At 59.9% G+C, this 20211-nt stretch carries 20 protein-coding genes; 13 read left to right on the top strand and 7 right to left on the bottom strand.

Annotated features, from left to right (window positions below; genetic code table 11):
- The 4 genes from K0H48_RS18340 to K0H48_RS18325 form a co-directional block, all read left to right on the top strand.
- The coding region (locus K0H48_RS18340; RefSeq protein WP_307877377.1) for an RHS repeat-associated core domain-containing protein at window positions 1–822 on the top strand (822 nt) is incomplete at its 5' end.
- 25 nt (window positions 823–847) lie between these two features.
- Window positions 848–1246 (top strand): hypothetical protein, encoded by a 399-nt coding sequence (locus K0H48_RS18335; RefSeq protein WP_307877376.1) that lies wholly within the window; start codon window positions 848–850, stop codon window positions 1244–1246.
- A 205-nt stretch (window positions 1247–1451) separates the two neighbouring features.
- Window positions 1452–1868, top strand: a complete 417-nt coding sequence (locus tag K0H48_RS18330; RefSeq protein ID WP_219268571.1) for a hypothetical protein — start codon at window positions 1452–1454, stop codon at window positions 1866–1868.
- Window positions 1869–2059: 191 nt separating this feature from the next.
- Window positions 2060–2479 (top strand): hypothetical protein, encoded by a 420-nt coding sequence (locus tag K0H48_RS18325; protein WP_219268570.1) that lies wholly within the window; start codon window positions 2060–2062, stop codon window positions 2477–2479.
- A 244-nt stretch (window positions 2480–2723) separates the two neighbouring features.
- Here K0H48_RS18325 and K0H48_RS18320 read toward each other — a convergent pair whose 3' ends face one another.
- From K0H48_RS18320 to K0H48_RS18300, 5 genes are all read right to left on the bottom strand, one after another.
- A complete protein-coding gene (locus tag K0H48_RS18320; RefSeq protein WP_219268569.1) occupies window positions 2724–3953 on the bottom strand; it encodes a M20/M25/M40 family metallo-hydrolase in 1230 nt (409 codons plus the stop codon).
- Window positions 3954–4000: 47 nt separating this feature from the next.
- Entirely contained in the window at window positions 4001–5059 is a 1059-nt protein-coding gene (locus K0H48_RS18315) for a diguanylate cyclase (RefSeq protein WP_219268568.1), read from the bottom strand.
- A gap of 80 nt (window positions 5060–5139) precedes the next feature.
- Window positions 5140–5772, bottom strand: a complete 633-nt coding sequence (locus tag K0H48_RS18310; RefSeq protein WP_069785848.1) for a LysE family translocator — start codon at window positions 5770–5772, stop codon at window positions 5140–5142.
- 66 nt (window positions 5773–5838) lie between these two features.
- Window positions 5839–6708: a sugar phosphate isomerase/epimerase gene (locus K0H48_RS18305; protein ID WP_219268567.1), complete on the bottom strand. Its 870-nt coding sequence runs from the start codon at window positions 6706–6708 to the stop codon at window positions 5839–5841.
- Window positions 6709–6735: 27 nt separating this feature from the next.
- The gene (locus K0H48_RS18300) at window positions 6736–6900 is read right to left on the bottom strand and encodes a rubredoxin (protein WP_016968943.1); all 165 of its coding nucleotides are present in this window, start codon (window positions 6898–6900) and stop codon (window positions 6736–6738) included.
- A gap of 158 nt (window positions 6901–7058) precedes the next feature.
- On the opposite strand from K0H48_RS18300, the gene K0H48_RS18295 reads away from it, so the two are divergent.
- From K0H48_RS18295 to K0H48_RS18280, 4 genes are all read left to right on the top strand, one after another.
- The gene (locus K0H48_RS18295) at window positions 7059–8468 is read left to right on the top strand and encodes a PLP-dependent aminotransferase family protein (RefSeq protein ID WP_219268566.1); all 1410 of its coding nucleotides are present in this window, start codon (window positions 7059–7061) and stop codon (window positions 8466–8468) included.
- A gap of 117 nt (window positions 8469–8585) precedes the next feature.
- Window positions 8586–9326 (top strand): response regulator, encoded by a 741-nt coding sequence (locus K0H48_RS18290; protein ID WP_056857883.1) that lies wholly within the window; start codon window positions 8586–8588, stop codon window positions 9324–9326.
- Window positions 9323–10630, top strand: coding sequence for an ATP-binding protein (locus K0H48_RS18285; protein ID WP_219268565.1), 1308 nt, complete (start codon window positions 9323–9325; stop codon window positions 10628–10630). Before K0H48_RS18290 ends, K0H48_RS18285 begins: the two co-directional genes overlap by 4 nt.
- Before the next feature lie 296 nt (window positions 10631–10926).
- The gene (locus K0H48_RS18280; protein ID WP_219268564.1) at window positions 10927–12009 is read left to right on the top strand and encodes an LLM class flavin-dependent oxidoreductase; all 1083 of its coding nucleotides are present in this window, start codon (window positions 10927–10929) and stop codon (window positions 12007–12009) included.
- A 137-nt stretch (window positions 12010–12146) separates the two neighbouring features.
- On the opposite strand, the gene K0H48_RS18275 is transcribed toward K0H48_RS18280, so the two are convergent.
- Window positions 12147–12941, bottom strand: coding sequence for a class II aldolase/adducin family protein (locus K0H48_RS18275; protein WP_219268563.1), 795 nt, complete (start codon window positions 12939–12941; stop codon window positions 12147–12149).
- Window positions 12942–13194: 253 nt separating this feature from the next.
- Window positions 13195–14100 (bottom strand): LysR family transcriptional regulator, encoded by a 906-nt coding sequence (locus tag K0H48_RS18270; protein WP_017137765.1) that lies wholly within the window; start codon window positions 14098–14100, stop codon window positions 13195–13197.
- Window positions 14101–14325: 225 nt separating this feature from the next.
- Here K0H48_RS18270 and K0H48_RS18265 point away from each other — a divergent pair, with 225 nt between their 5' ends.
- From K0H48_RS18265 to K0H48_RS18245, 5 genes are all read left to right on the top strand, one after another.
- The gene (locus K0H48_RS18265) at window positions 14326–14937 is read left to right on the top strand and encodes a cysteine dioxygenase (protein WP_219268562.1); all 612 of its coding nucleotides are present in this window, start codon (window positions 14326–14328) and stop codon (window positions 14935–14937) included.
- The gene (locus tag K0H48_RS18260) at window positions 14934–16517 is read left to right on the top strand and encodes a rhodanese-related sulfurtransferase (RefSeq protein ID WP_219268561.1); all 1584 of its coding nucleotides are present in this window, start codon (window positions 14934–14936) and stop codon (window positions 16515–16517) included. Before K0H48_RS18265 ends, K0H48_RS18260 begins: the two co-directional genes overlap by 4 nt.
- Window positions 16518–16615: 98 nt before the next feature.
- The gene (locus tag K0H48_RS18255) at window positions 16616–17590 is read left to right on the top strand and encodes an ABC transporter substrate-binding protein (RefSeq protein ID WP_219268560.1); all 975 of its coding nucleotides are present in this window, start codon (window positions 16616–16618) and stop codon (window positions 17588–17590) included.
- A 14-nt stretch (window positions 17591–17604) separates the two neighbouring features.
- Complete coding sequence (locus K0H48_RS18250; RefSeq protein ID WP_219268559.1) at window positions 17605–18945, top strand: LLM class flavin-dependent oxidoreductase; 1341 nt, start codon at window positions 17605–17607, stop codon at window positions 18943–18945.
- A complete protein-coding gene (locus K0H48_RS18245) occupies window positions 18942–20198 on the top strand; it encodes an acyl-CoA dehydrogenase family protein (protein WP_257627020.1) in 1257 nt (418 codons plus the stop codon). The genes K0H48_RS18250 and K0H48_RS18245 overlap by 4 nt, the downstream gene beginning before the upstream one ends.
- Window positions 20199–20211 lie beyond the last annotated feature (13 nt).

The raw sequence follows: 20211 nt of genomic DNA, 5'->3' as shown, positions 1-20211 counted from the left end.
ACAAACCCCGAAGGCGAAATCGTCTGGTCCGCGCACTACCGCGCCTACGGTGAAATCGCCCGCCTAGACGTCAGAAAAATCGACAATCCGTTGCGTTTTCAGGGCCAATATTTCGATGCGGAAAGCGGGCTGCACTACAACCGCCATCGCTACTACAATCCAGATATTGGTCGTTACCTGACGCCGGACCCGGTGAAGCTGGCGGGTGGGATTAATGCGTACAGGTATGTGCCGAACCCTACGGGGTGGGTGGATCCGCTAGGGCTGAGTAATTGTCCTGGTAGCGGTGGATGCAAACCCAGCGCGACTATAGAACCACCCAAACCAAACGTTGATGACGGAGTACCTGCTCTGCCTCACCTGGCGAGAGCTGAACGACAGGCAAGAATAGGTGAACTAACAGAGTCGAATGCCAAGCAGAGAGTGTTGAACTGGGAAAAAAAATACAATATGCATGCCACTGAAAAGCACGGCCCCGAAATACCAGACCATGCTCTAAAACAACGCTCTATAGACGGTACAAACCCAACCACGGGCAAGAAAGAGCCGATAAATTCAAGCTCTCAATTTAAAACTTGGAAAATGCAACTCCACGCTATAAACAAGGCCCTAGGTAAAATGCAAAGCAATTCGCCATCACCGACAGGTTTCGATAAGCAGGGCAATCCTGTGGTTATAGTTGAATTGCCTGGAGCAGGTCGAGGTTACAAACCTAACAGCAAAAACCCAAAAAACCCAAAATATATAGAAAACATGGATAGAGCTGAAATCAGATTTGATAAAAACAACCCAACTCGACCATTCACCGCATTTCCTAAGTGAGCAACCAATGTTGAAGTCTCCCTTCATGGACATACCCTACGCTCCCAGCATTTCTCATATATTAGGAGCGTTATCGATTTACGACCTTGAAGACACCGTCGGCGAAGCACTGTGGAAATATGATCCAAACGATGAAAAACAGAGAGAAACAATCATTATCGAATTCATTTTAAAAGACCTCATGTATCTTTCTTACAGACATCGCTTCGTATTGATATCGGCGCTCAAGGATGCTCTAGATTCGCCTGATTTTAACTTCACTAAAGAATTTGAGAGTGATTATGACGAGTACATAACGATGGCCTGGGACGAAACACAAATAGTAAACCCCCGCGGTTTCTTCGCAGATATTTACCGATTAGCCAACGAGGTATGGAAAGACGACCTCCAAAAAGCCGGCCTGGAAGACCAATCAACATGGTGAAAGCGCCACCTACTTCACTGAACGTCCTGATCACTGTGGCAAGCCTGCTCGCCACATGAAAAGTGCCACCGGGGCGGGGCTACAGGCCAGACACGAAGGATCCGCACACCCCTACGTTCAATCCTTCTATGAATGGTGCCGAGGTGAAATTCGACAAAAAAGATAACACCAGGCCATTCACCGCATTCCCTGCCGAGAAAAAGTAATGTTGAAAGACCCGTTCTTAAATGAGCCCTTCAATCCGAGCCTCAAATGGTTTATAGGCGTGTTTGATGTTTATGACCGAGAGCAAGAGCTTGGTGAAGAGCTTGAAAAATACAATCCAAATGAAAAAGGAGACAGAGAAAAGCTCATAAAAACCTACGCCCTGAGCTTGGACTATCTTTCCTACAGGCATAAATACGCGTTAATTCAATACCTAAAAGAATGTCTGAACGACAAAACCTATGACTTCCAGAGCTTATTCGAAATCAACGAAGACGAAGCAGCCTCATGGCCAAGGGCCGAATGGTATGAGCTTGAGAACCCCAAGGATTTTCTAGATGAGATCTACCAGCTCGCTCACATTGCTTGGAAAAATGACCTCCAAAAAGCCAGCCTGGAAGCCCCATCAACATGGTGAAAACACCACATACCTCGCTGAATCACTGGGGCAAGCCTGCTAGCCACATGAAAGGGGCCACCGGGGCGAGGCTACAGACCGAACAAAAAGGATCCGCACAACCCAACGTTCAATCCTTCTATGAATGGTGCCGAGATGAAATTTCGTGAAGACGGTACGCCCTTTACCCTATCTCCTATCAAGGAATAAAAATGCTATTCCACCCATCTTCCGACCACATACTTTTCGACGCGAGCTTATATTATTTCGTAGGAATCTTTGACATTTACGACAGAGAAGATACTAAAGGGGCAGAGCTTCACGCCTATGACCCAAACAACGAAAAAGATAGAGAAAATCTAACTCTCAAATATTGCCTGGACCCATACAACAAGCTTTCCTATCGCCACCGATACAAATTAATGGAGCACTTGTCCGCCGCTTTAAATACAGAAAACTTTGACTTCAATTCTTATTTTGAAGATGACCCAGATGAATATTCAACGATGGCCTGGGACGAAACAGAAATAGTGACCCCCCGTGATTTCTTCGCAGATATTTATCGATTAGCTAACGAGGTATGGAAAGACGACCTCCAAAAAGCCAGCCTTGAAGACCCATCAACATGGTGAAAACACCACCTACACCACTGAAACACCCCCACCACTGTGGCGAGCAGGCTTGCCCTGCGTTGGGCTGCGAAGCAGCCCCAATAGGAGCAAAAAACGAGATACCCGCGTAAACCAGTGTCGTCTGTTTTGGGGCTGCTGCGCAGCCCAACGCAGGACAAGCCTGCTCGCCACAACAAGCCTGCTCACCCAAATAATAAGTTTGCGAACAGGAAGGCTCACCTATTGAGTGAGCCCTGCAAGCCTCTCACCGCTTCGACAGCTCCATAATCATCCGACTCAACAAATAAACCCGTGGGGCCACGCTCTCCACCTCGGCATATTCCTCCGGCGTATGAATATTCCCACCGACAATCCCAAACCCATCCAACGTCGGCGTCCCGACCCCGGCCGACAAGCTCGCATCTGCGGCCCCGCCGCTGCCTTCAATGGTCAGTTTGCGGCCCAGTTCGCCGTAGATTCCCTGGGCAATCGCGACCAATTTGTCCGACTCGGGCGTCTGTGGCATCGGCGGCAGGCCGCGCAGCAGGCTGGTTTTCACTTCGGTGTCCGGGATCAACTTATTGGCTGACACCCGCGCCAGGTCTTTTTCGATCCGATCAAATTCTTCCGGCAGCGCGGCGCGCACGTCGGCTTTGGCGGTGGCTTGGTCGGGGATGACGTTGGTGCGGTCGCCTGCCTCGATCACGGTGAAGTTGATGGTGGTTTTCTTCTCTTCATCGCCGAGTTTGCCCAACTGCAGGATCTGGTGCGCAGCTTCCATGGCGGCGTTGCGGCCCAGTTCGGGGGCGACGCCGGCGTGGGCGGCTTTGCCTTTGACTTCGACCACCGCAGTGGCGCTGCCTTTGCGCCATACCACCAGGCCGTCGGCTGGGCGGCCGGGTTCCAGGTTCAAGGTTACGTCGTTGGCCTTGGCGGTTTTGCGGATCAGTTCGGAGGCGGCTTCTGAGCCGGTTTCTTCGCTGGCGTCGAGCAGGAAGGTGATTTGTGCGTAGTCCTTGAAGCCCTGGTTTTTCAGGACTTTGAGCGCGTAGATGCCGGCGACGATGCCGCCCTTGTCATCCATCACGCCGGGGCCATAGGCGCGGCCATCCTTGATATGGAACGGGCGCTCGGCGGCCGAGCCTTCCTTGAACACGGTGTCCATGTGCGCCATCAACAGGATCTTGGCTTTGCCGGTGCCCTTGAGGGTTGCGATCACATGGCTATTGTTGGCGGCTTTGTCCGGCACCAGTTCAATGCTGAAACCGAGCTGTTTGAGCTCATCCACGGCGATGTCGCGCACTTGAGTCAGGCCCGGCTCGTAGCCTGAACCTGAGTCGATATTCACCAGGCGCTCGAGCAGTTTCAGCGCCTCGGCCTTGTACTGTTCGGCATCCGCCTGGATTTGTTTGTGGGGTTCGGCGCTGTAGGCCGGCACGGCGAAGGTCAGGGCCAGGGTGGCGGCCAGAAGGGTACGGGAGAAGGTGAAGAGCATGGACCGATCCTTGTTGTTGTGGGGAAGTGCTGCGCTACCCTACCCCACTAAACCGAGCGTAACCAACTGCCCTGCACGGAGCTGACGCGGTTGCGGCCACTGCTTTTGGCTTCATACAGCGCCTGGTCGGCGTCGTTGAGCCAACTGGTGGAATCGGCGTGCGCCGGCTGGTACGGCGCCAAGCCAATGCTCAAACTGGCACGCAGGGTCGGGTCTTGCGCATAGGCCAGCGCACTGAAGCGATCACGCAAAGCGTCCATCACTTCGGTGGCGCGATTGAGTGGCATGCCCGGCAAAATCACACAGAACTCGTCGCCGCCATAGCGCCCGGCCAGGTCGGACGCGCGCAGGTTCTGGCGCAACACCTTGCTGAGTTGGCGCAGCACGATGTCGCCGGTGACGTGGCCGTAGGTGTCGTTGATGGTCTTGAAATGGTCGATGTCGATCAGCGCAATGGCCGCGCCCACCTGTTCACGGCGGCAACGCTGGAACTCGATTTCCAGGTGGTCCTTCCAGGCACCGTGATTGAGCAGGCCGGACAGGCTGTCGGTGCGGCTCAAGGCCAGCAACTCGCGTTTATGGCGGGCCAGGGTCACGGCCTGGCGGTAGCAGATCCAGCCCAGCGCCAGCGGATAGAGCATCAGGATCGGCAGGCACGCGTACAGCTGCGTCTCGCTGGTCACCGCGACAAACGCCGGCGCGAACACCAACAGCGCGGCGCCGATGCCCAGCCCCTGCGCCACCCAGCCGGCGAGCATAAAGCGCGGCCCGCCGATGGCGACGTTGTTCATGGTCATCATCGACAGCGTGGTCACGCTGGGCAGCGGGTTGAAGTGCATGGCACCGACCCAGAAGCCGCCGCAAAACGAATCGAAGAGTAAATTACGCCGTTCGCTACGCAGTGAGTTGCTCGCCCGGCGCGACAACTGGTAGGCCAGGTGCGGCCAGACAAAGGCGTTGATCAGCATCCAGGCCCACACCCACAGCGACGGGTGCAAGGGGTACATGCCAAATACCACGCAGACAAAACCCAGCGTCAGCCCCAAGAGCCGCGATTTGAACAGGCGCGAAGCGAGCGGAAGTCCATTTCCTCCGACGGCTGGCATGGTGGGGTGTAATCCTGGATGAGTGCCTGGAGTCTATCAGGGCAACGTCAAAGCGCCACTACTGCTTACCAGCTAATACTTCAGTGCGAAAACCCGCGCGCCAACATCAACGCGACGCCCAATAGCAGCACCGCAGTGACCCGTTGCAACAGTACCCGGCGCTTGGGGTTTTCCAGCACGTGCTTGATGCGCTGGCCGAAATAGCAGTACAGGCAGCCGCTGGCAAACTGCAGGGTCAGAAACGTCAGCCCGAGGATCGCGATATCCGCCGCCGAGCTGTGTTCGCCTGCACCTGCAAACTGCGGGAACACGGCGCTGAACATGATGATGGTTTTGGGGTTGGAAAACCCGGTGAGCAAGCCCTTGCCGAACAGACTGCGCGAGCCTTCCACCGCGCCGCCCTGCTTGATCGACACGCCGCTGCTGGTCCACTGCTTGTAGGCCAGGTACAAAATATAGGCCACGCCGACAAACTGGATGGTCTGGGTAATGGCGAGGTTGCCTTTGATCAATTCCGAAAAGCCCACGGCAAAGATCAGGATGGAAATCAGGTAGGACACACTGGCGCCGATCTGCGCCGGGATCGAACTGCGCAAGCCATCCTTCAAGCCCAGGCTTAGCAGCAACAGGGTCATGGGGCCGGGGCTGAAAGTCATGGTGGCGCAAAACAGCAAGAAGTAGAGAAACGAAGACAGCGTTAACGCACTTGTCATGGGCCGGAACCTTGAAGTGATAAAAACAACAACGGGGCGCGCTTAAAGCACGCGCCCCTGGGCCTGTCAGGCGACGGCAATTTCAGTGGTCAGGGATTCGCGGTACATCAGCGCCAGGTCGGCCAACGCGGCCTTGGCGGTCTGGTTGCGGGTTTCGAACGCCACCAGGCCCTTCCAGTTGGTTTCAACGATGGCCTGCACCACATCGGCGTAATCACAGTTGCCGTCATGAATGCCAAAGTGCTGATCCTGCACGCCATTGTTGTTGCTGAAGGAAATGCCCTTGATCAAGTGGTGATACTTGCGCACCACTTCGGCCGGCAGGCCGTTCTCGATGTTGGCGTGGCCCGCATCCAGGAAGAAGTACACGTTGCTGTGGGCCTGCAGGCGCTCGAACACAAAGGCGTACTCGGCTTCGTGGGTGAAGATGTAGTGGAACGGCCGATAGTTGACGTAGTTGGACAGGTTCTCCAGGTAGATATCCGTGCCCTTTGCCTCGGCATAGCTCGCCAGTTCCTGTACCGACTTGAGGTAGTGCTCCAGCGCCACCTTTTTGGCCATCAGCACCATTTTCGGCTCGACGATGCAGCCGCCGTGAATGATCAACGGCGCACCCAGGCGGCTGGCAATGTCGATCTCTTTTTTCACGTAGTCCACCGCCGCCGCGCGGAACGCCTCGACGTCACTGCCCAGCGGCGCCTTGAAGTTGCCGTGGAAGATCGGCTTGACGCCGGTGGCGGCAATTTGCGCCTGCAGGCTCTCAATGCGCGCATCGGTCCAGTCGTCGACCATCTCGCCGAACAGGCTGCCGTCGATGTACCAATGGGTGCAGTCGCCTTCGATAGCGGTTTGCAGGCCTTTTTCGGCGCCGAGGTATTTCTGGTGTGCCACGCCCGTGCAGAACGGCACGGTGGGGTTGATCAGTTTGCTTTCCATGGAGCGATTCCTTTCGTTGATGGAGGATTAAAGTTCAATGGCCATAAAGTCGGCCTTGGTCACGCCGCAGTCAGGGCATGTCCAGTCTTCCGGCACCTCTTCCCAAGGGGTGCCTGCCGGGATTCCGTCCTCCGGAATACCCAATTCTTCTACGTACATAAAACCGCAGGGTGCGCACATATAAGTCTTCATGAGAATGCGAAATCCATTGCTCGCGTGTAAGAAACTTCGCCGGTTTCCGGCGAGATGGCGCGCAGTCTAGGGCAGCGTCATTGCACAAGGCAGGTAAAGTGGTGCCTAATCCAGCCTAACTTCACCGGTAAAAGCACCGGCAAAGACAAGGAAGGTTTATGTTTGTATCGGCCATCGCTTTTGTGGAAGGCACGCCCAAGGTCCAGCAGATCGTCGACGCCTTCAGCGAGGCCATCGAGGGCGGTGAATGGGCACCCGGCAGCAAGTTGCCGTCGGTGCGCGAACTGACCCAGACCCTGGGCGTCAGCAAGTTCACCCTCAACGAAGCACTGGACCGCCTGCGCGGGCGCCACCTGCTGACCTCCAGCCAGGGCCGCGGCTATTTTGTGGCGATGGAAACCGCGCGCCCGGCCGCCGCGACCTGGGTCGACCTGCTGCCCCAGGACCTGCTCAGCGTGCTGCGCCGCCCGCTGGTTACCGCCAGCGGCGAGCTGCGCCCCGGTGGCGGGCACTTGCCGGAGGACTGGTTGAACGGCGAGGCCATCCGCCAAACGATGCGCAGCGTGGTGCGTGCGCCGTCACTGCGCATTGCCGGCCTGGGCACGCCGGCCGGGCTGCTGCCGCTGCGCCAGGCCCTGCAACAGAAGCTGCACGGCGAAGGCCTGTCGGTGCCGGTGGAGCAAATCATCACCACGCCCAACACCGTGCAGGGCCTGGACATGCTTATGCGCCTGCTCGCGCGCCCCGGCGACACGGTGCTGCTGGACGCGCCCTGTTATTTCAACTTCCACGCCAACCTGGCCCTGCACGGGGTCAAAGTGGTGACCATCGAGCGGCGCCCCGACGGTTTTGATTTTGCCGCGCTGGAACAGCTGCTGGCCGAGCACCGCCCCAGCCTGTACCTGACCACCAGCGTGCTGCATAACCCCACCGGCCATTCCTTCAGTCCCGGCCAGGCGTTTCGCCTGCTGCAACTGACCCAGCAGTACCATTGCCATATCGTCGAGGACGACCTCTACGGCGACCTGCACCCCAACCCGCCGCCGCGCCTGGCCGCCCTCGCCGGGCTGGATCAGGTCACCTACCTTTCCGGGTTCTCCAAGATCCTCAGCGCCAACACCCGCGTGAGCTACGTGGTGGCCGCGCCGCAATTGGCCGCCAACCTCACCAACATGAAGTTGATGAGCGGCGGCGTGACCTCGGAGCTGTTCGAGCAGATCGTCTATCGCATGCTCAGCGAAGGCAGCTATGCCAAGCACCGCAAACGTATGGTCCAGCGGTTGATGGAGTCTGGCGGGCGCGTCGAGCAATGGCTCAAGCGCTGCGGCTGCGAGTTGCCGATGGCTTTTGAAGGCGGGATGTTTATCTGGGCGCGCCTGCCCAAGGGCGTAAACGGTGAACTGCTGGCCCAGGAAGCGCTGAAACGCAGCCTGGTGTTGGCGCCGGGCGCGCTGTTCGGCTACGACCCGGCGCACCTCAATTCGATGCGTTTTAATGTCGCCCACACGGACGAACCGCGCGCCCAGCGGGTGTTCGAGGCACTGTTGCTCAAGGCCGTGCGCCACTGATTTTTGCTTCGCTGTGTATCTCGTTGTCGCCAGATACACTGCAATACAAAGGGCACAAGGCAAAGCCTGCGGCGATGGCTAGACTGCCGTCCAAGAGCATTTAACGAGGAAGGCAGCATGGATCATGTCGATCACATCCTGATCGTCGATGACGACCGGGAAATCCGCGAGCTGGTGGGCAATTACCTGAAGAAAAACGGCATGCGCACCACTGTGGTTGCCGATGGCCGCCAGATGCGCAGCTTCCTCGACACCACGCCCGTGGACCTGATCGTGCTGGATATCATGATGCCCGGCGATGACGGCTTGCAGCTGTGCCGCGAACTGCGGGTGGGCAAGCACAAAGCCACGCCAGTGCTGATGCTCACCGCGCGCAACGACGAAACCGACCGCATCATCGGCCTGGAAATGGGCGCCGATGATTACCTGGTCAAGCCGTTCGCCGCGCGTGAATTGCTTGCGCGCATCAACGCGGTGCTGCGCCGCACCCGCATGCTGCCGCCCAACCTGGTGGTGAGTGAAACCGGGCGGCTGATCCGCTTTGGTCGCTGGCGCCTGGACACCACCGCCCGCCACCTGCTCGACGAAGACGACACCCTGGTGGCCCTCAGCGGCGCCGAATACCGCCTGTTGCGGGTGTTTCTCGACCACCCGCAACGCGTGCTGAATCGCGACCAATTGCTGAACCTGACCCAGGGGCGTGATGCCGACCTGTTCGATCGTTCCATCGACCTGCTGGTGAGCCGCTTGCGCCAACGTCTGCTGGATGACGCCCGCGAACCGGCCTATATCAAGACCGTGCGCAGTGAGGGTTATGTGTTTTCACTGCCGGTGCAAATCCTCGGGGCCGAGCAATGAAGCCATGGCGGTTCGGTTGGCCGCGCACACTGGCGTCCCAGCTGTCACTGATCTTTTTGATCAGCCTGGTGTGTGCCCATGGGTTGTCGTTCAGTGCGCAGTTCTATGAGCGCTATATCAGTGCGCGCACGGTGATGCTCGGCAACCTGGAAAACGACGTGTCCACCTCGGTGGCCATCCTCGACCGCCTGCCCGCCAACGAGCGCGCCGGTTGGCTGGCGCGTATCGACCGGCAGAATTACCGGTACTTGCTCAACGCCGGCGAGGCCGGTGAACCGATGAGCAGCAAAGACGTGCCCATGGCGGCCACCTCGATTGCGGACGCGCTGGGCGAGCACTACGCCCTGATCTTCCGCGATATTCCCGGCATCCAGAAACACTTTCAGGTACACCTGACCCTGGCCGATGGCAACCCGATCACCCTCGATGTACGCCCCGCCGCCCTGCCCGTGGCCTATTGGTTGCCGGTGGTGCTAGTGCTGCAACTGGCGCTGTTGCTTGGCTGCACCTGGGTCGCGGTGCGCCTGGCCGTGCGCCCGCTGACGCGTCTGGCGCGTGCGGTTGAAACCCTCGACCCGAATGCCCATCCCACGCCCCTGGACGAAAGCGGCCCGAGTGAAGTCGCGCATGCCGCAGCGGCGTTCAATGCCATGCAACAGCGCATCGCCGAATACCTCAAGGAGCGCATGCAGATCCTCGCGGCGATTTCCCATGACCTGCAAACGCCGATCACCCGCATGAAACTGCGCGCCGAGTTTATGGATGACAGTGCCGACCGCGACAAACTGTGGAACGACCTGAGCGAAATGGAGCACCTGGTGCGTGAGGGCGTGGCGTATGCGCGCAGCGTTCATGGCGCCACCGAAGCCAGCCACCGCATTGACCTGGACGCCTTTCTCGACAGCCTGGTGTTTGACTATCAGGACATGCAAAAGCAAGTCAGCCTGCACGGCAAAAGCGCAATGATCCTCGACACCCGCCCGCACGCACTGCGCCGCGTGTTGGTGAACCTGGTGGACAACGCCCTTAAATTCGCGGGCAGCGCCGAGCTGGAAGTCGGTTCGACAGCCAAGGGCGAGCTGTCGATCAAGGTGCTGGACCCAGGCCCGGGGATTGCCGAAGACGAACTGGCGCAGGTCATGCAGCCTTTCTACCGGGTAGAAAGCTCACGCAACCGCGGCACCGGCGGCACCGGGCTGGGGTTGGCGATTGCCCAGCAACTGGCGGTGGCGATCGGCGGCTCGCTGACCTTGAGTAATCGGGTCGAGGGCGGCTTGTGTGCCGAGATTCGGTTGAGTCTTTAGCGCACTGCTCCGTGGCGAGCAGGCTTGCCCTGCGTTGGGTGGCGAAGCCGCCCCAATTCAGACGGCGCGGTAAGTCAGCTAGAAGGGGCCGCTGCGCAGCCCAACGCAGGGCAAGCCTGCTCGCCACATTGAATGCACATCTTTAATAACATTTACGCATGATAATTCTGTTTTTTAATAATTAGGTTAGAACCAACAGGCATTTTACAGACCCCGCCACTGCCCTTACTTTTGACCCGAGTGACCGACCCCACGCCCGGAGGAGGTGTTAATCGCACAATCGACAAGGACAGACCATGAGCATCGAATTTATCGGTTACATCGGCGGCCATCACGCTTCCGAGATTCACCCGCGTAGCGGCCCTACCCTGCAACCGGACTACGTCGAAACCGTGGCCCGCGCCCACGAAGAAGCAGGTTTCGACCGCGCGCTAGTGGCGTTTCACTCCAACAGCCCGGACAGCACGCTGATCGCCGCGCACGCTGCCAGCGTGACCCAAAAACTGCAGTTCCTGATCGCCCATCGCCCAGGTTTTGCCCAGCCGACCTTGGCCGCACGCCAGTTCGCGACCCTGGACGTGTTCAACGGTGGGCGCACAGCCGTGCATATCATCACCGGCGGCGATGACCGTGAACTGCGCGCCGATGGCAGCCATATCGGCAAGGACGAACGCTACGCACGTACCGACGAATACTTGAGCGTGGTGCGCCAGGAATGGACCAGCGAACAGCCCTTCGACTTCAGCGGCACCTACTATCAGGTCGAAGGCGCGCACTCGACGGTGAAATCGCCACAGCAGCCGCATATCCCGCTGTACTTCGGCGGTTCTTCAGCGGCCGCGATTGCGGTGGCCGGCAAGCATGCCGACGTGTATGCGTTGTGGGGTGAAACCTACGAGCAAGTGCGCGAAGTGGTGACCCAGGTGCGTGCAGAAGCGGCCAAGCACGGGCGCACAATTCGCTTCAGCTTGTCGTTGCGGCCGATCCTCGCGCAAACCGAAGAGCTGGCCTGGGCGCGTGCCGAGACGATCTTGCAGCAGGCGACGGCACTGGCCGAAAAGCACGGTTTTGTGCGCCGCGAACCACCCAACGAAGGCTCGCGCCGCTTGCTCGCAGCGGCAGCGCAGGGCTCGCGGCTGGACAAGCGCCTGTGGACCGGGATTGCCGGGTTGCTGGGCGCGCAGGGCAATTCCACGTCATTGGTCGGCACCGCCGAACAAGTCGCAGAGGCGTTGCTCGATTACTACGACCTAGGTATCACCACCTTCCTGATACGCGGGTTCGACCCGCTCAATGATGCGATCGACTACGGCAAGCGGCTGATCCCACTGACCCGCCAGTTGGTCGCCGAGCGTGAACAGGCCAAACAGGTCGCCTGATTAAAGAACACCACACAACCCATGTGGGAGCGGGCTTGCTCGCGAATGCGGTGGATCAGTCAATATTTGCGTTGACTGACACGCCGCATTCGCGAGCAAGCCCGCTCCCACATTTTTGATCTTCAGTGGTTTCAAATTCAGTTTTTGTAATCGCTATCCGTGCGCTCCAACTGCCGAATCAACGCATTCCAATGCCGCACCACACCCGGCCCTGCGCCATTGCTGAACACCTTGGCCTGCTCCTCCACCTTGGCCACCACCTCTGCCGGCGGGAAGATAAGCTCTGCATTGCCGCCCGCCTGCGCCGCGATCTGGATATTGCACGCGCGCTCCAGCCCTTGCAGTTGCTGGAAGGCGTGTTCCACGCTGACGCCTGCGGTCAACAGCCCATGGTTGCGCAAGATCATCACACTCTTGTCGCCCAGGTCGGCCACCAGCCGCTCGCGCTCATCCAGGTCCAGCGCCACGCCTTCATAACCGTGGTAAGCCACGCGCCCGGAGAACGCAATGGAGTGCTGGGAGACCGGCAGCAAGCCATCTTTCTGCGCCGACACCGCAATGCCGTCGCGGGTGTGGGTGTGCAGCACCGCTTGCAGGTCATGACGCGCGCCGTGGATGGCGCTGTGGATCACGTAACCTGCGTAGTTGATACCCAGGCCGGTCGGGTCGTCGACAATCGTGCCGTCGAGGTCGACCTTGACCAGGTTGGAGGCGTTGATTTCATCGAACAACAACCCGTAGGCGTTGATCAGGAAATGCTCATCCGGCCCCGGCACACGGGCAGAAAAGTGCGTGTAGATATGGTCGGTCCACTTGTACAACGCCGCCAGTCGATAGGCCGCCGCCAGCTTGACGCGCACCTCCCACTCTTCTGGCGTGACGCGCTGGCGGACGTTGCTGGAAACGCTGGAAATCGAGGTGACGCTGCTCATGGCAAAACTTCCTGGATGGCCTTAAGGACTTCCAGTCAGCCTAGGGGATGGCCAAAAATAATAAAAAGCACATTTTAATCTAAGCTAATTATTATTTTTTTTTATAAAAATAACCGACTACCACATAGATAGTTCCCACGCTCCGCGTGGGAATTCAGCCCTGGACGCTCCGCGTCCCAAAGCGTGACGCAGAGCGTCACAGGAGGCATTCCCACGCAGAGCGTGGGAACGATCAGCCTGCAGCCCCTCAGGCTCACGCAGCATTACGAATCTTGTGTAAAGAGGCCGCCACCAGCGTCCCAAAGGCATCCACCGGCCCTTGCAGGTTGCCCAGGAAGTGCGGGTAGATCAGCCACAAATCCATCACCGGCTTGAAGTCCTTGAGCGGCACCACCGCCAATTGCTCAAGGTGTGCACTGCGTTCCAGCAGCGGGCGCGGCACCAGACCCAGGCCCAGGCCGTCCGCCACCAGGCCCAGTTGCAACTCGGTGCCGAAGGTTTCCAGGTTCACCCGCAGCGCCAGGCCCTGGTCGGACAAGGTGCGCTGCAAACCGGCACGAAAACCACAGCCATCCGGGTTGAGAATCCAGCCGCCCTGATACACATCAGCCAGCTTGCACGGCTTTTTCGGCAGTTGTGCCTTGGCACACACCACCACCAACTCCATCTTGCCGATGGACTCACCGACAATGTTGTCCGGGAAGATCTTGCCCGCCGGGAACAACGCCACCGCCGCATCCAGCTCGCCGCGCTCGATCTTGCCGACCAATTGGCTGCCCCAACCCGTGGCGACCTGGGCGCGCAAGTCGGGGTATTCGCTGCGCAAGTGCTTGAGCGCATCCAGCAGCACCACATCGCCGATGGTCTGCGGCACACCCAGGCGCAACACGCCGGTGGGCGGCGCATCCGTGGCCACCAGCTCGCGCAGGGCATCCATCTCGCGCAGGATCAGCCGACATTGCTCATACACCCGCGTGCCGATCAGCGTAGGTTTGAGCGGCTTGGTGTTGCGGTCGAACAGCTCCACGCCCAGCGCCTGCTCGAAGTTCTGCACGCGGCGGGTGATGGCCGGCTGAGTCAACTGCAACGACTCGGCGGCGTGGCTGATGGACTGGCAACGAATCACTTCGACAAAGGCATCGATATCGTCAATTTTCATTTGGGCCGCACATAGAGAACAATCATTAAGATGTGTGGCAAGCATAGTTGTCACACGGCTGTCTGGATAGCCTGCGCTGTGATCGATAACGTCTAACGCTATTCAGACCGGTTCTAAATTACCTAAAGCTATAAGCTAATCATTAAAAAATAGCATATTAACTATAAACATTATGCTTATATAAACCCATCACGCCATCCCAATAAAAGTATTGATGGAACTGCCATGACCCAGGCTCAACACCCCGAAAGACTCAGAGCCTTTATAGGCGCCCTGGCCGAGCTGATTGACGGCAACCCACGCGAAGGCGACCTGCTGCACCGTGGCGGCAAGCTGTTGGCGCAACTGGTCAGCCATGACGACTGGCTCCCCGACGAGTACGCCCAACCTGATCCAGAGCGCTATCAGCAATTTCTGCTGCATGCCGATTCGCGCCAGCGTTTCAGCATCGTCAGCTTCGTGTGGGGGCCGGGCCAGCGCACGCCGATTCACGACCATCGGGTGTGGGGCCTGATCGGCATGTTGCGCGGTGCGGAGTTTTCCCAGGGTTTTGAACGCGCGCCCGATGGCAGCCTGGTGGCCGAAGGCACACCGGTTCAACTGCTGCCCGGCCAGGTTGAGGCGGTGTCGCCCAAGGTCGGTGATATCCACCAGGTCAGCAATGCCCACAGTGACCAGGTGTCGATCAGCATTCATGTATACGGCGCCAATATTGGTGCCGTGCGCCGCGCGGTGTATCAGCCCGACGGCAGCGAGAAACTGTTTATCTCCGGTTATTCCAACGCCTACCTCCCGAACATCTGGGATTTGTCCAAAGAAAAGAGCCCTGCCCTATGACCACCGTACCGAACCGCAGCTTCGCCCAGATTCGCCAGGCCCTGTTGGACCGTGAAGAAGTCGCCTTGGTCGACGTGCGCGAAGAAGCGCCCTTTGCCGAGTCGCACCCGCTGTTCGCTGCGAATATCCCACTGTCCAAGCTGGAGCTGGAGGTGTATGCGCGTATTCCCCGTCGCGATACCCAAGTGACGGTCTACGACAATGGCGAAGGGTTGGCCGAACGCGCCGCCGCACGCCTGGTTGCGTTGGGCTACACCCAGGTCAGCCTGCTCGAAAGCGGCCTGGACGGTTGGCGTCGCGCCGGTGGCGAGCTGTTTATCGACGTGAATGTGCCGAGCAAAGCCTTCGGCGAGCTGGTTGAGAGCGAGCGCCACACGCCGTCTTTGGCCGCCGAAGAAGTGCAGGCCCTGCTCGACAGCCAGGCCGATGTGGTGGTGCTCGACGCGCGCCGCTTCGACGAATACCAGACCATGAGCATTCCCACCGGCATCAGTGTGCCGGGAGCCGAATTGGTGCTGCGCGCGCGTGAACTGGCGCCGGACCCGGCCACCCGCATCATCGTCAACTGCGCCGGGCGCACCCGCAGCATTATCGGCACCCAGTCGCTGATCAACTCAGGCATCGCCAACCCGGTGTCGGCACTGCGCAACGGCACCATCGGCTGGACCCTGGCCGGGCAGAAACTCGCCCATGGCCAAGCGCGCCGCTTTGCACCGACCTCGGAAGAACACCGTCAAATCGCCGCCGCAGACGCGCGCCGCGTCGCCGACAAAGCACGCGTCGGCCGCGCCACACTTAACGACCTGCAACGCTGGCAGCAGGAGCCGACCCGCACCACCTACCTGTTCGATGTACGCACGCCGGAAGAATTCGAAGCCGGCCACTTGCCGGGCGCGCGCGCCACACCGGGCGGCCAACTGGTGCAGGAAACCGACCATGTGGCCAGCGTGCGCGGAGCGCGCTTGGTGCTGGCCGATGACGACGGCGTGCGGGCCAATATGTCCGCCTCATGGCTCGCGCAATTGGGCTGGGAGGTGCATGTGCTGGACGACCTACAACCCGCGAACTTCAGCGAACAAGGCGCCTGGGTCGCGCCGGTGCCGGCGCCCTTGCAGGCCGAACTGATCAGCCCCCACACCCTTGCCGAGTGGCTGCCCCATGGCGACACGGCGGTGCTGGATTTCACCCCCAGCGTCAACTACGTCAAACGCCATATCCCCGGTGCCTTCTGGGCCTTGCGCGCGCAATTGCCCCAGGCCCTGACCAAAGTGCCGCCTGCCGAACGTTATGTGCTGACCTGCGGCACCAGCCAACTGGCGCGCCTGGCGGTCGCCGAAGTCGAAGCCATCACCGGCAAGCCGGTGTTCCTGCTGCAAGGGGGCACGCTTAACTGGATCGCCGAAAAACTGCCGCTGGAAGAAGGCGAGACCCATCTCGCGTCACCGCGTATCGATCGCTATCGCCGCCCGTACGAAGGCACCGACAGCCCGAAGGAAGCCATGCAAGCGTACCTGGACTGGGAATTCGGCCTGGTCGACCAACTGGCGCGCGATGGCACCCACGGTTTCTACGTGATCTGAACCACCTTCACGCCTGCCCACACCGGGGCAGGCCACACCGACCCCTTGCCAGGCGGAGGTAACCCACACTTTTTCAATTTGCCTGGGATTTATCCATCATGGTCTTTAGCACGCCCTTCAAACACCTTCTGCTGAGCAGCGCCCTGGTCCTCGGCCTGCTCAGCACTGCACACGCCGCCGACCTGCAACCGCTGCGGGTGGCCAACCAGAAATCCACGATCAAGGCGCTGCTGGAAGCCTCCGGCGAAACCCAAAACGTGCCCTATCAAATCCAGTGGTCAGAGTTCCCTTCCGCCTCGCCGCTGGGCGAAGCCCTGAACGCAGGTGCCGTCGATATTGGCGCCCTCGGCGATGCACCGTATGTGTTCGCCTTGGGCGCCGGGGCCGCGCTCAAGGTGGTCAGCATCATCCACGCCGAAGGGCGCAACACCACTGCCCTGGTGGTGCCCAAGGACTCGCCGATCCAGACGGCCGCCGACCTCAAGGGCAAGAAAATCGTCACCGGGCGCGGCTCCATCGGGCACTACCTGGCGATCAGGGCCTTGGCCAGCGCGGGCCTGACGACCAAGGATGTGCAATTCATTTTTCTGCTGCCTGCCGAATCCCGGCTGGTACTCGATAACGGCACCGTCGATGCCTGGGCCACGTGGGACCCCTACACCACGGTGGTCACCTCACAAAGCCACGCCCGGGTTCTGGTCAGCGGTAAGGCGTTACTGAGCAACCACCTGTACTTCGCCGCCACCAGCCAGGCCATCGCCAACAAACGCCCGCAACTGGATGACTTCGTAGCCCGCGTCGACCGTGCCTACGCCTGGGCCAACAAACACCCGGATGAATACGCCGCTGCCCAAGCCAAAATTACCGGCCTGCCCTTGGCGGTACACCTGGAGGTGGCCAAAGACACGCAACTGAATCCCGTGGTGATTGACGGCAGCGTGATCAAGGGCCTGCAAGCCACCGCCGACACCTATCAGCAAGAAGGCCTGCTGCCCAAGCGCATCGACGTGTCCCAGGGTTTCGACACGAGTTTTAACGCCGAACGTTTTCCCACTTCCCAAGCATCGCGCTAAGCAAGGAGCCGCATATGAGCACGCCACGTCATCTGAAACTGGGCGCTATGGTCCACGGTGTCGGTCACGGCTGGGGTGAATGGCGCCATCCGCAGGCGCAACCGAATGCCAGTACGAACGTTGGCTTCTATAAACAACAAACTGAACTGGCCGAGGCGGCCAAGTTCGACTTCGTGTTTATCGCCGACAGCCTGCACATTCACGCCAAATCCAGCCCGCATTACCTCAACCGTTTCGAGCCGCTGACCATTCTCTCGGCCCTCGCCGCGTTGACCAGCCATATCGGCCTGGTCGCCACCGTGACTGTCAGCTACACCGAGCCCTACCAGGTGGCGCGCCAGTTCGCCTCTTTGGACCATATCAGCGGCGGCCGCGCCGGCTGGAACGTGGTCACCTCCTGGCTGAGCGGCACCGCCGACAACTTCGGCAAGGCCGAGCACCCGCCCCACGCCGTGCGCTACCGCATCGCCAAGGAACACTTGAACGTGGTCAAGGGCCTGTGGGATTCCTGGGAAGACGACGCCTTTGCCTATAACAAGCAGAGCGGCGAGTTTTTCACCCCCAACAAACTGCATGCGCTGAACCACAAGGGTGAATTTTTCTCGGTCAAAGGCCCGCTGAACATCGCCCGTTCGCGTCAGGGCCAGCCAGTGATTTTCCAGGCGGGCACCTCTGAGGATGGGCGCAACTTTGCCGCTGAGCATTCCGATGCGATTTTTGTGCATGTGGAGACGCTCGAAGAAGGCAAGGCTTACTCGGCTGACTTAAAACGCCGCGCCAAGGGCTTTGGCCGTGATGCGGGCAGCCTGGCGATTTTGCCGGGCATCCGCCCGATTGTCGGGCGCGATGCCGCCGAGGTGGAGAGTCGCTATCAACAGGCCGTGGACCTGGTCACCGTCGAAGATGCGATTGTGGCGCTGGGCCGCCCCTTCAACGACCACGACTTCAGCCAATACCCGCTGGACGCACCGTTCCCGGAGCTTGGCGACCTGGGCAGCAACAGCCAGAAAGGCGGTTCCGACCGTATCAAGCAACTGGCCAGGGACGAAGGCTTGACCCTGCGCGAAGTGGCCTTGCGCTTTTCGCGTCCCAAGCGCGATTTTGTCGGTACCCCGGAGCAGGTCGCCGATGCGATTCAAACCTGGTTCGAGTCCGGCGCCAGCGACGGCTTCATCATCAACTCGGTGCTGCCCGATGGCTTGCAGTACTTCACCGAACTAGTGGTGCCGGTGCTGCAGCAACGCGGGCTGTTTCGCAGCGAGTACAGCGGCCAGACCTTGCGCGATAACCTGGGGCTGGAGGTGCCGGCCAACCGTTACAGCGAAGTTGAAGTGCAACAGGAAGCGCTGGCATGAGTGAGCCTCTCAACCGATTAGCCAATGTGGGAGCTGGCTTGCCTGCGATAGCGGTCTCTGGGCCTGCATTGCGGGTGGCTGATCCACCGCCATCGCAGGCAAGCCAGCTCCCACAAGGTTCGGCGCAGTTCGACGCCCTGCTCGAACGCCTCAGCGCCGAGCTGGCCAGCACCGCGCACCTGTATGACCAAAGCGGGGCCTTCCCCCACGCCAACTTCAAGCGGCTGCATGAACGTGGCCTGGTCGCCCTCACCGTGCCCAAGGCCCTGGGTGGTGGTGGCGCCAGCTTGCCGCAGGCGCGCAAGGCTATCAGCGCGATTGCCAAGGGCGAGCCTTCGACCGCGCTGATTCTGGTGATGCAGTACCTGCAACACACCCGCCTGCAAGACAGCAAAACCTGGCCGCAGCACCTGCGCGTGCAAGTCGCCGAAGACGCCGTGCGCAACGGTGCGTTGATCAACGCCCTGCGCGTCGAACCCGACCTGGGCACCCCAGCCCGTGGCGGGCTGCCGGCGACCACGGCGGTGCGCACCGCCGAAGGCTGGCGCATCAGCGGCCGCAAAATTTACTCCACCGGCAGCCATGGCCTGAGCTGGTTCAGCGTGTGGGCACGCAGTGATGATGCCGACCCGCTGGTGGGCGCATGGCTGGTGCCGAAAAACAGCCCCGGCGTGAGCATCATCGACACCTGGGACCACCTGGGCATGCGCGCCACTTGCAGCCACGAAGTGGTGCTCGATAACGTCCTGGTGCCGCTGGACCATGCCGTCAGCGTCAGCCCCTGGAGCGCACCACAACCGGAGCTGGATGGCGATGGGTTCCTGTGGATGTCGGTGCTGCTGTCGTCGGTGTACGACGCCGTGGCCCAGGCCGCTCGGGATTGGCTGGTGCACTGGCTGGAAGAACGCAAGCCGTCCAACCTAGGCGCCGCGCTGTCGAGCTTGCCGCGTTTTCAGGAAACCGTCGGCCATATCGACACCCTGCTGTTTGCCAACCGCAGCCTGCTCGATGCCGCCGACCAAGGCCACACGCCAGCCGCCAATGCGGCGCAGCTTAAATACCTGGTGACCGGCAATGCGATCCGCGCCGTGGAGCTGGCCATCGAAGCCTCGGGCAACCCTGGCCTGTCGCGCCATAGCCCGCTGCAACGGCATTACCGCGACGTGCTGTGCAGCCGCGTGCATACGCCGCAGAACGACGCGGTGCTGCAAGGTGTGGGTAAAGCGGTGTTCGCGCAACGTGCGCAACAATGAATAAGGAACGCTT

The organism is Pseudomonas sp. Xaverov 259 (assembly GCF_019352915.1).
In the GTDB taxonomy this organism is placed as follows: domain Bacteria; phylum Pseudomonadota; class Gammaproteobacteria; order Pseudomonadales; family Pseudomonadaceae; genus Aquipseudomonas.
Note: the sequence above shows the minus strand (reverse complement) of the source record. Positions and strands in the feature narration are given on the sequence as shown.

Coding starts and splice junctions, on each gene's coding strand:
- K0H48_RS18320 (WP_219268569.1), bottom strand. CDS start 3,953: ATGCTCTTCACCTTCTCCCGTACCCTTCTGGCCGCCACCCTGGCCCTG.
- K0H48_RS18245 (WP_257627020.1), top strand. CDS start 18,942: ATGAGTGAGCCTCTCAACCGATTAGCCAATGTGGGAGCTGGCTTGCCT.
- K0H48_RS18330 (WP_219268571.1), top strand. CDS start 1,452: ATGTTGAAAGACCCGTTCTTAAATGAGCCCTTCAATCCGAGCCTCAAA.
- K0H48_RS18335 (WP_307877376.1), top strand. CDS start 848: ATGGACATACCCTACGCTCCCAGCATTTCTCATATATTAGGAGCGTTA.
- K0H48_RS18305 (WP_219268567.1), bottom strand. CDS start 6,708: ATGGAAAGCAAACTGATCAACCCCACCGTGCCGTTCTGCACGGGCGTG.
- K0H48_RS18265 (WP_219268562.1), top strand. CDS start 14,326: ATGACCCAGGCTCAACACCCCGAAAGACTCAGAGCCTTTATAGGCGCC.
- K0H48_RS18270 (WP_017137765.1), bottom strand. CDS start 14,100: ATGAAAATTGACGATATCGATGCCTTTGTCGAAGTGATTCGTTGCCAG.
- K0H48_RS18315 (WP_219268568.1), bottom strand. CDS start 5,059: ATGCCAGCCGTCGGAGGAAATGGACTTCCGCTCGCTTCGCGCCTGTTC.
- K0H48_RS18285 (WP_219268565.1), top strand. CDS start 9,323: ATGAAGCCATGGCGGTTCGGTTGGCCGCGCACACTGGCGTCCCAGCTG.
- K0H48_RS18250 (WP_219268559.1), top strand. CDS start 17,605: ATGAGCACGCCACGTCATCTGAAACTGGGCGCTATGGTCCACGGTGTC.
- K0H48_RS18325 (WP_219268570.1), top strand. CDS start 2,060: ATGCTATTCCACCCATCTTCCGACCACATACTTTTCGACGCGAGCTTA.
- K0H48_RS18290 (WP_056857883.1), top strand. CDS start 8,586: ATGGATCATGTCGATCACATCCTGATCGTCGATGACGACCGGGAAATC.
- K0H48_RS18300 (WP_016968943.1), bottom strand. CDS start 6,900: ATGAAGACTTATATGTGCGCACCCTGCGGTTTTATGTACGTAGAAGAA.
- K0H48_RS18260 (WP_219268561.1), top strand. CDS start 14,934: ATGACCACCGTACCGAACCGCAGCTTCGCCCAGATTCGCCAGGCCCTG.
- K0H48_RS18280 (WP_219268564.1), top strand. CDS start 10,927: ATGAGCATCGAATTTATCGGTTACATCGGCGGCCATCACGCTTCCGAG.
- K0H48_RS18310 (WP_069785848.1), bottom strand. CDS start 5,772: ATGACAAGTGCGTTAACGCTGTCTTCGTTTCTCTACTTCTTGCTGTTT.
- K0H48_RS18295 (WP_219268566.1), top strand. CDS start 7,059: ATGTTTGTATCGGCCATCGCTTTTGTGGAAGGCACGCCCAAGGTCCAG.
- K0H48_RS18275 (WP_219268563.1), bottom strand. CDS start 12,941: ATGAGCAGCGTCACCTCGATTTCCAGCGTTTCCAGCAACGTCCGCCAG.
- K0H48_RS18255 (WP_219268560.1), top strand. CDS start 16,616: ATGGTCTTTAGCACGCCCTTCAAACACCTTCTGCTGAGCAGCGCCCTG.